Source organism: Photobacterium aphoticum (genome assembly GCF_001029435.1).
Classification (GTDB): domain Bacteria; phylum Pseudomonadota; class Gammaproteobacteria; order Enterobacterales; family Vibrionaceae; genus Photobacterium; species Photobacterium aphoticum.
The window spans coordinates 115,107-128,167 of sequence record NZ_LDOV01000030.1 but is presented as its reverse complement, the minus strand read 5'-3'; the positions used below and the strand labels follow the sequence as shown (position 1 = coordinate 128,167).

The 13,061-nt window shown below is 44.6% G+C and carries 10 protein-coding genes and 1 tRNA gene; 3 read left to right on the top strand and 8 right to left on the bottom strand.

Annotation, left to right across the window (positions count from 1 at the left end):
* Positions 1-194 precede the first annotated feature (194 nt).
* The 3 genes from ABT58_RS17130 to ABT58_RS17115 form a co-directional block, all read right to left on the bottom strand.
* A complete protein-coding gene (locus ABT58_RS17130) occupies positions 195-1,049 on the bottom strand; it encodes a C40 family peptidase (RefSeq protein WP_107205095.1) in 855 nt (284 codons plus the stop codon).
* A gap of 649 nt (positions 1,050-1,698) precedes the next feature.
* Positions 1,699-2,376, bottom strand: a complete 678-nt coding sequence (locus tag ABT58_RS17120; protein WP_047875644.1) for a RusA family crossover junction endodeoxyribonuclease — start codon at positions 2,374-2,376, stop codon at positions 1,699-1,701.
* A gap of 80 nt (positions 2,377-2,456) precedes the next feature.
* Positions 2,457-3,212: a hypothetical protein gene (locus tag ABT58_RS17115; RefSeq protein WP_047875643.1), complete on the bottom strand. Its 756-nt coding sequence runs from the start codon at positions 3,210-3,212 to the stop codon at positions 2,457-2,459.
* Positions 3,213-3,494: 282 nt separating this feature from the next.
* On the opposite strand from ABT58_RS17115, the gene ABT58_RS17110 reads away from it, so the two are divergent.
* Positions 3,495-4,463, top strand: coding sequence for an IS30-like element ISVa6 family transposase (locus ABT58_RS17110; protein ID WP_082211140.1), 969 nt, complete (start codon positions 3,495-3,497; stop codon positions 4,461-4,463).
* Positions 4,464-4,488: 25 nt separating this feature from the next.
* Here the strand turns inward: ABT58_RS17110 and ABT58_RS17105 are convergent, their stop codons facing one another.
* Together ABT58_RS17105 and ABT58_RS17100 are read right to left on the bottom strand one after the other, a co-directional pair.
* Positions 4,489-5,154, bottom strand: coding sequence for a YiiX/YebB-like N1pC/P60 family cysteine hydrolase (locus ABT58_RS17105; RefSeq protein ID WP_047875642.1), 666 nt, complete (start codon positions 5,152-5,154; stop codon positions 4,489-4,491).
* 135 nt (positions 5,155-5,289) lie between these two features.
* Positions 5,290-6,204 carry a DUF2971 domain-containing protein gene (locus tag ABT58_RS17100; RefSeq protein ID WP_047875641.1) on the bottom strand — a complete coding sequence of 305 codons (915 nt, stop codon included), beginning with the start codon at positions 6,202-6,204 and terminating at the stop codon, positions 5,290-5,292.
* A 329-nt stretch (positions 6,205-6,533) separates the two neighbouring features.
* Between ABT58_RS17100 and ABT58_RS17095 the strand changes: the two genes are divergently transcribed.
* Positions 6,534-7,511 (top strand): integron integrase, encoded by a 978-nt coding sequence (locus ABT58_RS17095; RefSeq protein WP_047875640.1) that lies wholly within the window; start codon positions 6,534-6,536, stop codon positions 7,509-7,511.
* Positions 7,512-8,108: 597 nt separating this feature from the next.
* Here the strand turns inward: ABT58_RS17095 and ABT58_RS17085 are convergent.
* The 3 genes from ABT58_RS17085 to ABT58_RS17075 all read right to left on the bottom strand — a co-directional run bounded on the left by ABT58_RS17085 (position 8,109) and on the right by ABT58_RS17075 (position 11,767).
* A tRNA-Ser gene (locus ABT58_RS17085) sits at positions 8,109-8,199 on the bottom strand.
* A gap of 126 nt (positions 8,200-8,325) precedes the next feature.
* Positions 8,326-9,531, bottom strand: coding sequence for a mannose-6-phosphate isomerase, class I (manA, locus tag ABT58_RS17080; RefSeq protein ID WP_047875638.1), 1,206 nt, complete (start codon positions 9,529-9,531; stop codon positions 8,326-8,328).
* Positions 9,532-9,868: 337 nt separating this feature from the next.
* A complete protein-coding gene (locus tag ABT58_RS17075) occupies positions 9,869-11,767 on the bottom strand; it encodes a fructose-specific PTS transporter subunit EIIC (protein ID WP_047875637.1) in 1,899 nt (632 codons plus the stop codon).
* Positions 11,768-12,213: 446 nt separating this feature from the next.
* On the opposite strand from ABT58_RS17075, the gene ABT58_RS17070 reads away from it, so the two are divergent.
* Entirely contained in the window at positions 12,214-13,059 is an 846-nt protein-coding gene (locus ABT58_RS17070) for a helix-turn-helix transcriptional regulator (protein WP_047875684.1), read from the top strand.
* Positions 13,060-13,061: the final 2 nt, after the last annotated feature.

Below are 13,061 nucleotides of genomic sequence, written 5' to 3'. Positions count from 1 at the left end.
AGCCTATCCAGCATCGGCTACTGACTTAACGATTCAATGTGTTTAAAAGCACCTTTCAACCACTTTTAAATTGAAGTCTAGTGAATATTGCGCTGTCTTTTTACCCGTTTTATCAGCTGGCATGACGAACTCCTCAGATCTTCAATATGTGTCCAGTAAAACGGATCAAGTCCAAAGTCACCTTGATTGCTTTGTTATGTACGTTCTTGTTTACATTGTTGTTTCAATATCTCAACACATTTTTCAGATTCTATTTTTCTTAGAGCTAGGTGTTGCTGTCCTTCATCTGTTAAAACCCATCCATTACCCGCTAAGTAGGGATCACTTGGATTGACAAATCTTAAAACACTTAAATCAAGATACCCGATGAACTTGAAAATACTGTTATCTTCAGCAAGCCCTGTAGGCGTCCATTTGTCTGATTTGAACATCCTACTATCTCTTTGCACATAGCCAGCATACTTATAGCATTCAACTATGAACTCTGAGCAGAACAAACGTGTTATTTTCTTGGTTTCATACTTAGGTGCATAACTATCGCCAACTTGATTAACATAGTGATGTAAGTAATTTAGATACTCCTTTAACGGCGAAACAACTGCACCAAAGTAATTGTAACCAACCTTTTTATCTAAACATAATTTAGCAAACTCGATTATCTTGTCTTGACGCTCTTTATTGATACCAAAGCATCTGACAACTGTTAAATAGCGATAGTCCTGAGATAACTCGTACAGGGATATTTTCCTAATTTTCGGTACGACCATATCGACTATCATTCCACCGCCAACATAGATAGCACAATGGACATAAACACCATCTGATGCATTGCTAATAAGGTAAGTGTTCTTAGAATTAACCGAGGATGAGCACATTATTACATCGCCGACTTGTAATTGACTCTCCTCACATATAATTGAATCAGTGCCTAACCATGCACCATGATACCTTCGGTGGGTTCTTCTTTTTAAGTTATCTTGCTTTTCTCTTGTAACCTTAAACAAGGGATTTAGTATTCGCTTAGTACAATTTGAAAATAATCGTTTCATCTTCTATTTAACCTACCTAACGACCAGAACTGGTTAGCATATAACGAATGACATAGACTCCCCCTAATCCAACTCTGCCACGCTTTATGAATCATGCTCGATAAAATCTCGGAGGCCACCCTATCACTTTCAATCTATGGCATTGATCTTGCCAAACATAGCTTCAGTATCCATGGCGAAGATATGGCAGGCAAAGGTACTGACCCAAAACCCTTTTCTTTCTATAAATTCAAGGGAAGATCTAAGGTTCTTGTAACGTTTGCAAATATCCCGTCAGCCCTCATTGGTATTGAAGCCTGTGGCGCTTCCCATTATTAGGCGCGTGAACTGACCAAATTCGGCCATACTGTGAAAATCATGGCCTGCGTGGGGATCAGCCGACCGAGATAGCCGAAAGGCGAACAGAATAAGGATAATGGTGCAATGACAAGCGACACAGAAGGAAGGTGACAGTCCAAAGACAGCAAAACAGTTAACTCATTGATAAGTCGACATTCACGTGCTTATCTCGGCATCGCTCGTCTTGAGAAAAGGGACTGAGCGATGTTCCCACCAAACCCAATCGCACAATTTACTTTATAAAGAAGCATCGGGCTTGTTCAACACCCGGGATTTAGTGTTGGCTTCGCAACACCTTAATCCTTATTTGTTATAAGACATACTCAAGGTATGTTGCTGAACTTCCTCTACTAAATCCGTGGTCAATTCGACTTTTATGGAAAAACCTTTGCATTCTATTTTTACGCCTAGTTGCTCTGTCGTATCCTTGGCTGGTGATATCTTCCTTACGTTTCCGATAATCAGATAGTATCCGCTCAAGCTCCAAACTACGATCATTGTTATCGCTGTGAATCTTAATAGGAATAAAAAGATTGCTCTCTAGCTGAAGCAAGAAGAGAGCTTTTTTAGGGATTAGCTCTCCCGGTTCATACTTTATCGTTACAACAAATTTATCATCGTTGTAATCGTAATAGTGTGCCCATTGAGCATGCACATCATCAATTTGATTGTCATCAATCAAAAGAGCATCAAAACCCGTAAAACTATCTATGATTGGTTTTAAAATATTATCAATATCCGATGCCCCATCGGTTTCAATTCTCCGGTGCTCATGCAGGTTCCATGTAAGATGAAAGCTAACATTACCGACCAAATAAAAGTCTAAGCGTGTTAGCGCTTCTTTTATTGAAGATTGTAATTTTCGTTTAGCTTCTTTGTTTTTACTTTGTAAAGAAACTGGTGAGACGTACAAATTGAAATACAACTCACAGTTTTCTTCATCATGATCCAAAAAACCTAAATCATTGTCTAAGTCAATAATGTCCATTTTATTCCTTGTCTTATAACGCCTCAAACACCGGCGCAGCTTTGCTGCGTCCGAGTGCTTTGACTTGTTAAGTTTTTACACTAGGGACACTTTACATCCCAAAGCGCTTGACCGCGGAGAGATAAAGCACATATTTCAGTGGGGGTTAACCCACCACCTGAAACACCACATAGCCTTTCGTAAGCAGATATGGTGTCAGAGTGATAGAAAATTTTGCACTCCGCTCTTGTTCCGCTTTCCAACGCAAGTGAAGCAATACAGTTAACGTCGCCCGCACATTCATTTCGACACGAATTATTGTCGATAACATCCGTATAGGCTAATTGTAGAGTTTTAGCTATGTATCCTCCGTCTAGAACAAACCACGCGTCTTTTTCACCGGGCTTATCAAGATCATCTCTTAGTTCAATACTTAAAAGGCCGTTATTTGGCGGAAAATTGCACGTTTCAAAGCCACCACTACCATCATCAAAAAGTAGATTTTGATTAATTCTAGTCAGTGTCCCTGTGGGCACTGTGTGAGCTGCAGAAGGGCAGCCAGTAGGATACTGCCCTAAGTTCGCTAGTGCTTCACATAAGTGTTGATGGTTAAATTCAGCTTCCGCAGATTGTAAGAGCCTCTCAGCGTTTATAACGGTGACACAATCATTAGCATCCCAAAGTCCGTCATTATTTTTATCCTCGTCGCTATCATTGATACGATCACCGTCAAGATCCCAGCAATTGATGCCAGAGAGCCCTGTTTCACCAGTAGGTCCTGTCTCACCATTTTTACCATTGTCCCCATCTAAAGGGCAGCCTGACAGCAATGTAGCCAAAGCCAAGACTATAAACATTTTGTATTTTGTATTGTCATGATCGCTCCTTAATTGTTGATAATAAATAATAGACCATAGAAACTTAACGCCCTGTTAAGGTGTGAGCGACGCAATACTGAAGCTCCCGCATACCGCCTTAAACACCAAACACAACGCATAGTAAAAATGCCACGCGTTGCGAATCACTCTTGAACAGTTTGTTATATTTCTTGGATTCAAGTACGAAGTGCGACACCTCTGAACATAAAAACAGTGAGATGCGATAATCATGAACTTTGCTCCCGCCAAGAAGTAAAAAACATGAGATACACGCACCTCACTGAGAACGAAAGGTATATGATTTCTGCACTCAGAAAGCAAGGAATTAGTACCGCTAAAATAGCTAAACAACTGGGGCGTCACAAAGCTACTATCTATCGAGAAATTGAACGTAATTCCCGATACAACAGACATTTTAAAAGGTATTCCTATCAAGCATGGAGAGCCCAACAGATGGCTCGCAACCGGCTAAGCCGCTCGCGCAGAAATAAGCGTTACAGCGAAATCGACTTCAGGTTACCTGAAGCCTTGCTACGACTGGATTGGAGCCCTGACCAAATCGTCGGATACCTACGAGTAAGAGGCTATCCAACAATGAGCCACGAGCTCATTTATCAGCATATTTGGAACGATAAAACTCTCGGTGGAACCCTATGGAAACACCTACGCCAATCCACTAAGAAAAGGCGTAAAAGGTATAACTCAAAAGACAGCCGAGGTCGCCTGGCAGCAAAGCGTCATATTACCGAAAGACCTGCAAAAGCTGAGCATAGAAAAGAGCCCGGCCATTGGGAAATTGATACCGTCGTTGGCCGCGGAACCAAGCACTGTATCGTGACTTTAGTCGACAGAATGACTGGCTACACTTTTATTGGGCAAATGGACGATAGAACAAGCGAGTCGCTCAACGTAAGAATGAGCAAAATCATGACCCGCTCTGACTTACCTTTTAGGACGATAACTGCGGATAACGGCACTGAATTTCATGGTTATGCACAACTAGAAAAACATCATAACTGTCTGTTTTACTTTGCAAACCCATACCACTCATGGGAACGAGGCACTAATGAGAACACTAATGGCTTAATACGACAATACTTACCAAAACGAACTTCTATGTCACACGTGACACAGAAGCTCTGCAATGAAATTGCACACAAATTAAATACGCGCCCACGCAAAAGACTTGGGTATAGGACACCAACGGAGTATATTCATGCGCATCTGTAGAAAGTGTCGCACTTCAAACTTGATACTAAGTTTTTGATTCAAAAATGTCTTCCCACGTGGATTGATTATAGAATTCATCTGCTTCAGGTACTTGATAATTCTCGTCGTCGGAGATGTAGCCTAAAAAGTATCCAAACGTGGGATCTTTCCCTAGGTCGCCCGGAGCGAATGTTTCGCTGTTATAATAAACAGCAGCACTCTGGTCAATGAAACCAGTAGCGATAAAGCAATCGACAACAAACTCAGAACAAAAGTACTGATGTTTGAGTGGTGATTTTTGAACCATATTACCGGAAAAGTAGTCCTCTAGCTGTTGGATAACAGTAGCCTCATGGAGTTGCTTTGATTGTTTAAACTTCATGACACCCGAAAAGTTGTATTTACACCCAGTTTCTAGTGCTTTTTCCGCAAAGTACCTTAAAAGAACAATATTTGACTCACACCACGCATCATGACGCCTAATTATTGCGACATGATCATATCGAGCGATCACATTAGAAATAGACTCTTTGGTTAACCCCGACGTCATAGATTCAACAACCATATTGTCACCAAGAAAAATACCTGCATGCACATATTCACTCCCAGTCACTTTCTGTATTTTCTTACCTAGTGGATCAAATTTACTATTCTCAAAACATAGTATGACATCACCAGCTTTTAAATCTGATGTACTAAGAATCTTACTCATAAGTCTCCCCAAAAATATAACACCCTACTTCAGCTGCCCCGAATACGAAGTGGGTTTTGTGTTATTGTTTGAGCGCAGCGAGCCAACACTAAAACCGCGCAGTGTTTGGGGTCAGACTGGAAGTAATTGTTAGTTTTACCCAAGTTCACCTTGTTTTTTTAGGTACTGCTCTAGCAAACCAGCCCTTTCAAGTAATCTGAATGGATTGTTCATGGCTGCATTATCAGCGTGCTGCTCCGTTACCCTACACCATGGACACTGCTCATCCGTATCAATCAATGGCTCTGTACAAGAAATACAAAGTTTATCAACTTGCGTTAATTCCCCGTTTTCAAAACGGTAAGCTGTTTTAGTCGCATCTAAGAAATATGGCTTAGGGTTACTTTTCCCAATAACTTGTTTAACCCAACTAATTCCGGTTTCATTTGCCACATCAAGGCTCTTCGCTACAAATTCTTCACTGGCTCTAGGTCCAACTAGTATTTTGGTAACACATGACATTGGGATTTCCAAAATATCTTTTTCAGCAATTTTCGTTGTCACGCCTAAAGTATCAACAAACCTAACTTCTTTCTCATAACTCCACTCGTCATATTTAGAAAAATATGCTTCAACAAAAGTATATTGTCGTAATTCTTGGACATGACGAGGCTTCAATGTTTGAGCTGCCCTAGCTAAAATTTGAGTTAAATTTGGATGTGGTTCAGTTCGATAACTAACTTCCCAAATAGGATTACCTTCAAATTTTTCTTGTAGCTTTTCCAAATCAAACTCCAGCACAAAGCCAGAATGGTTGTTTGCATAATGAGCCCACATTGGTGAAGCAATAGGAGATTGAGAAAAACAAGAAGTTGGAAACTGAGGTAACTCACTAATTACTTCATTGTAAAAAGCTACATGTTCCGGCAGTAGATCTCTTTTTACGGCTAAAAATAGCTCATAAGGGTCATTATAGTCTTTAGGGTATGAACACTTAACATTACAAAAATCATCTTTTGCAAAGACTTTGTCAATTACACCTTCGCCAAAGTACTTATATATCTTACTCATATTTGCTCCACCGTATTCAATGGTAAAACTAACAACTTAATATATAGATTCTTTCTACCTCACAACTCTATATATCAAGATAAGTAAATACTAATATAAAACCCAACCCATTGAAATATAATAAATCAATAATTTCACCACTGGAGAATTGTAGAATCATTCCATATATCACATTCCACTTTTTCGACATCCATCTAATGTCACGATTTTGTGAGAATCAATGATAAGTTAATATGTGAAATGTGACTTTAATCAAATGTCGATTGCTTTGTTTTTTATCTATACCATTTCACATCTATGTTTCCTGTATATACAAACAGGATCTGATAATGACGACATCACCCTTTCTTCAATCTATTGAACATTTCATGTATGCGAAGCATTACAGCAAGCAAACTGTTAAGGTCTACACCTATTGGATTAAGCACTTCATTCTTTTTCACAACAAAAAGCACCCCCGTGATATGGGGGCTTCTGAGGTCAAAGTATTTCTTTCTTACCTTGCCGTCTCACGTAATGTTGCAGCACGAACACAAGCCACAGCACTCAATGCTCTCGTATTTCTCTATAATCAATTTCTTAATCAAGCCTTACCACTTGATATGGGTTTTAAAAAATCACACAGAGATCGTAAAATCCCTACCGTTTTAACACCAACTGAAATCACCTTGCTTTTTCAACACATCCGCAAAGACTTATTGCTCCCCTTCCAATTAATGTATGGCAGTGGGCTCCGATTATCTGAAGTGCTTCATTTACGCTACGGTGATATAGACTACGACTATGGCGCACTCAGAATATGGCAGTCTAAAGGCAGAAAGAATCGTACAGTAACGCTAGCAAAAGAACTTTATCCCGCATTACGAAATCAACAATGCTTAGTTGAGCACTATCACCAAAATGACATTGCGAACCCTCATTTTAGCGGGGTTTATCTTCCCTTTGCTCTCGCAACAAAATATCCAAATGCACCTAAAGAAAAGACATGGCAGTTTCTGTTCCCTTCTCGCCACCTTTCAGCTGATCCTTCAACAGGTCATATACGTCGGCATCACATCCATAGAACCTCTCTGAGTAAGGAAATTAAAAATGCAGGAAAACTAAGCAAGATTGAAAAATCGATATCATGCCATACACTTCGGCACTCTTTTGCCACCCATATTCTGGCCAATGGCTCTGATATCCGCACGGTTCAAGAACAATTAGGCCACAATGACGTGAGAACCACAGAGATTTATACCCATGTGTTAAAACGAGGTGCTTCAGGTGTACAAAGCCCACTCTCTGCAATATTAACGGCTGAATAACCACGCTACCGCCCTTACGGAAACCGCACATTCATGAAAGGCTTTACACAAATATGCCTTATTTGAAATACGCCATCAAAACGCGCTGCGCTGACTGTGAAGTCACCTGAAAGACAACTGTAATACTGATGAAACCTATATTGGTCATGAGGTGAGATAGGCATTAAGAGAGGCTTTAAATGTGGCGGAGTGCTGGGGTCGCACACGACTGGCCTGCATTCAGCTGGGGTCGCAGGCGACGAGGGATTTTAAAATCCCTATTTCCAAAGGTAATACTTTACGCATACGAAAAAGCCCCAGTCTTTGACCGGGACACGCAGTCGGGGGCTTTAGAATATGGCGGAGTGCTGGGGTTGCACACGACAAATGCAAAAAAGCCCCAGTCTTTCGACTGGGGCTTAGAATGTGGCGGAGAGATAGGGATTTACTGCTCGCAAGCTCGCGCCCTTCGGGCTATTGCCTTTTCGCGCCTTCGGCACGGGCAATGTGCTTTCGCTTCGCTCAGGTGAACCCTTGTCTAGGGTTCTGCACCCTATCTCGTTATCACAAAATTCAGGCGAAAAAAAACCGCTAACAGAGTAGCGGTTTTCTTAAATGTGGCGGAGAGATAGGGATTTGAACCCTAGATACGCTATTAACGTATGCCGGTTTTCAAGACCGGTGCTTTCAACCACTCAGCCATCTCTCCATGCGGCGAATAATACGGGTTACAGCTTAAGGTGTAAAGCCCTTTTCTGTGCGTGCGACATCAACCGCGCACAGAACCCGCATCTCGCTTACCTTTACGACAAACCGCGCGATAAACGCGGCGCCATTAGTTGTAGGCGCGTGCAAATTGACCGGTTGAGGTCGCCAGGTATTCACCGGTGTTAGCAGGAATAAATACCGACTGGCCTTTCTCGATAGTCACGCTTTCGCCATCAGCATGGGCAACGGTTAGCGGTGCATCCACAGCAAACAGAATTTCTGCGCTTTGTGTAGTCAGTGCTTTCACAGCCATGTTGGTGTACACGCTGAATTTGAAATCTGGCACTGGGATTGGGTAATGCGCCACACCCGCTTCTTCAACCTCGTTCGCCATTGGGGCCAACAACAAAGTGTCGAACGGCATTGGCACACAACGGGTGCAGCTCACTAGCTCTGGCACGTCCATGTATTTTGGTGTCAGGCCGGCACGCAGTACGTTGTCTGAGTTCGCCATGATTTCAAGGCCTGTGCCTTTGATGTACGCGTGTGGCGTACATGCGTCCAGGAACATAGCTTCGCCTGGCTGTAGCGTCAGGGTGTTCAGCATCAGCGGGGAGAACAAACCGATGTCGCCTGGGTACTGCTCAGCCAGTTCGAGTAGCAATGCGCACAATGCATCGTCTTTGTTCGCTTCTGCGTAGGTCAATAGCGCGTCGACACAACGATCTTTACGCTCGCCCGTTAGTGATAGCATGGCTTCAAAGAAGGCTTCCAGACCCGCTTCATTTTGATTCGCTTCCAGTGCCGCGACCAGCTCTGCCAATTCGTCAATCGCCAATGCATTAAACAGTGCAACGATTTCGCTGTATTCACGGAAACCGTTCATCGCTTGGTATGGCGTTAGGGCAAACACCAACTCTGGCTTGTGGTTAGGATCTTTGTAGTTGCGGTTGCCCGCAGTGCGTGGAATGCCTGCCGCTTCTTCTTTGGCAAAGCCTTCTTCTGCTTGCGCTTTGCTTGGGTGTACCTGTACAGACAGCGCGTTTGCGGCTGCCAGGACTTTAAACAGGTAAGGCAGTTCACCAAAGGTGGCAGCGGTATCAGCACCGATAATGGCTGGCATATCTGCGCCAATGAAGTCAGACAGTAGCGTTGGCTGACCGTTTACCTCGATGGTCGAACAACCATTTTGGTGTGCGCCCATCCAAAGTTCAGCTTGTGGCTGGCCCGTTGGGTTTTCAATACCGAACAGCTCGCCGATTGAGGTTTTGCTACCCCATGCGTAATCCTGAATGATGTTGTGCATGCGATAAAAACGCGGTGAAGTCGTCATAACATTCCTTATAACTCATACTGATTTCATTAGCACCCAGCCCACACCGTGCTGTGTCGTCACGGGATGCTAATGAAATCGCCCTATTAAGAGGCGGTCTCTGCCACGCTGAAATAGGCGCTCACCCTAGCAAAAATGGCGATAAATTCCCATTGCGTATTTTATCACTTACTCAATTTTCTGCGTTCATGGCCTAAACGAGGAAAGGCTCCGACAGGAGCAGTCGGAGCCTGTACCGACCATGCAGGGGGAAGCCATGACCGGTGAGCCGTTAACAATGCGTGGGCATATTCAGCATTAAAGAGCCTTATCCCACGCTTGTTATTCTTGCTGATGATTAAGCGGTTGCTGCTTGTGCTTTCGCTTGACGCATCTTCTTCAGTGTCACTGCAACCAGTGCTGTTACAATCGCACCTGCTGCCATACACGCTAGTGCCAGAACCGGTTTGTTCATCGCACCCAGTAGCGCCACCACTGGACCACCGTGTGCCACGCTGTTTGTGATACCGAATGAGAAGGCCATAACTGCGGCAACCATTGAGCCCAGTACGTTAGCAGGAATCACTGACATTGGGTCTTGTGCCGCGAATGGAATCGCACCTTCAGAGATACCCACCAAGCCCATTGCACCTGATGCTTTACCTGCTTCGATTTCTGACTCTTCAAAGATATTGAACTTGCGACCGATAACTGTTGCCAGTGCCATACCCAGTGGTGCAACAGGGATAGCACACGCCATCGCACCCATGAATTGTGTTTGACCGCTTGCAATCATGCCGACAGAGAACAGGAAGGCTACCTTGTTGAATGGACCACCCATATCAAAGCCAGCCATACCACCCAGTACGATACCCAGTAGGATCACGTTGCCAGAGCTCATGTTAGTCAGCATGGCTGTCAGGCCGTCCATCAGGCTCGCGATTGGCGCGCCGATAACGAAGATGAACATACCCGCAATGAACAGTGAACCGGTGATAGGTGCAATCATGATTGGCACCAACGGCTGGATGAACTTGTGGTAGTTAATGTTCACGATGAACTTAACGAAGTAACCCACCAGCAGACCCGCAACAATCGCACCGATGAAACCGGTACCCGCTTCTGCGCCGTAGAATGAACCGTTGTTCGCAATCCAGCCACCGATCAAGCCCGGAGCCAGTGCAGGACGGTCAGCAATCGCGTAAGCAATGTAACCGGCCAGAATAGGGATCATCAGAGTAAAGGCAACCACACCCACGTTCAGCACTTGGTTCCACATGCTGCCTTCAGGGATTTGCATGCCGCCTGCCGATGGCTCACCACCAATCGCCAGTGCCAGTGCAATCAACAGACCACCGGTTACCACGAATGGGATCATGTGTGATACACCGTTCATCAGGTAGCGGTACAGATCAGAACGCGCTTGAGACGCCTTGCTTTCTGTTTCGGCTGGCTTGTCATCACCCGACACTTGGTAAGCCGGTGCGGCCAGTGCCTGGTTGATCACGCCTTTTGCATCTTTGATTGGTGCTTTAACGCCGGTTTTAATCACGCGTTTGCCTGCAAAGCGCGCCATATCAACCTGCTTGTCGCAGCTCACGATGATCGCTTCTGCGCGTGCAATTTCTTCGGCTGTTGGGCTGTTTTTCACGCCGATAGAGCCGTTAGTTTCCACTTTGATTTCAAAGCCCAGCTCAGCTGCACCTTTCTCTAGCGCTTCTGCTGCCAGGTAAGTGTGCGCCACACCAGCAGGACAGCCGGTTACGCCGATCAGCAGACCTTTATCCGCCACCGGTGTGTCAGCCACTTCTGATTTTTCCAGTAGCAGACCCAGTGCGTCTTTTTCGTTCTTCGCTTGCATGAAGGCATCAATGAAGCCGTCTTCGATCAGTTTTGAAGACAGTTCAGCCAGCACTTCAATATGGTGGTTTGCACCGCCGTCTGGCGAAGCAATCATGAAAAAGAGTTTTGAAGGCAAGCCGTCTTCTGCGCCGTATTCGATACCGCTACGGCTGATACCGATTGCGACTGCAGGCTCACAAACCGCTGCACTTTTTGCGTGTGGCAGGGCTACGCCATCTTCAAAGCCGGTATTGCCCAGTTCTTCACGGGCGTGAATATCGGCCAGAAATTGTTGTTTGTCACTCACTCGACCCTGCGCGTGCAGGACGTCGATCAGTTCAATGAACACGTCTTCTTTGGTGGTTGCCTGAAGGTTCAAGCAAATCAAATTCTCATTAATCAGATTGGTGATCATGAGTATCCCCTCTTGTTGTACTTCTCGTTATATTTGTCTTCGACAGTGTGTTGTCGTTGGGGATATTGTCGGCCAATCTGACCCACGCAGATAGTGTACCAGAACGGCATTTACTGGAAATTTGTAACCTATAGAAAAGAGTGTGATCTAATTCTCACTCATCAAACGATGGGGCAAGCAACGAAACAAAAGCATAAAATAATTCAAATACAAACACTTAAATCATTAACCCACTCAATAAAACCCCACTTGCTTATAGCGAATATTTTTTACTCACTAGATTTAACTAACACCAAAATGCTGTCTACATGATGATTTTGAGTGATCTGGTTCACGCTATTGCCGCCGATTTTTGGACAAAGGTGGCCGTCTCTTATTTTGCGCAGGATAATGTGCCACACCCATTGCACAAAATGGGATCTCCCTTCCATGACGGACAGACTGACATGAGCGACGTTTTTCACCACCTGCTCGACACCTTGTTGTCGGAACGCGAACACTTCAACCGGATCTGGTTTGCCAGCGATCAGCACACGCCACCGCCGTTTAGCTATCAGGTGAACTTTCCGCGTTTGGAAATGGTGATCAGCGGGGAATATATTAATGAATTGGAAGATCCGGAATTGGGGATCACCAAGGTGACGGTAATGGCGGGCGACGCCCTGTACATTCCGCCCAACTGCTGGAATAAGCCGGACTGGGACACCGACTGTTCGGTATTGAGTTTGCTGTTTGGCCGTCGTCAACTCGGGTTCAGTTTGGTCAGTAAAGCACGGGCGCACACTACCTGCCATGACGTACAAAAACACAGTATTCCGACCCGTACCGGTCATGCCATCGACCATATTCTGTCGGCCCTGAATGCGTTGGCCAAAGAGCCGATCCAAAAACCGATGGATGCGCACCTGTTACAAGCGCTGCTCAGTTACAGCCAGCACATGCTGCAAGCGCCGAGCCAAACCAGTAAAAAACGCAGTGAAGATCTCTATCAGGGTATTTGTATCTATATTCAGGAGAATTTCCACCGGCCAATTAGCCGCGAATCCATTGCCAAGCGCTTCAACATTACGCCGAATCACCTGTCGCGCCTGTTTCGCCAGCAGGGCCACATGCGCATGGCCGATTACATTACCTGGGTACGAATTGAACGTGCCAAGTTCATGCTCAAGAAATACACCTTCCGGTTGCATGAAGTGGCAACCCGCTGTGGGTTTCAGGATGTGAACTATTTTTATCGGGTGTTTAAGAATAAAACCGGACTGACACCGTCAGATTATCGCGCCGCGCAATGAAT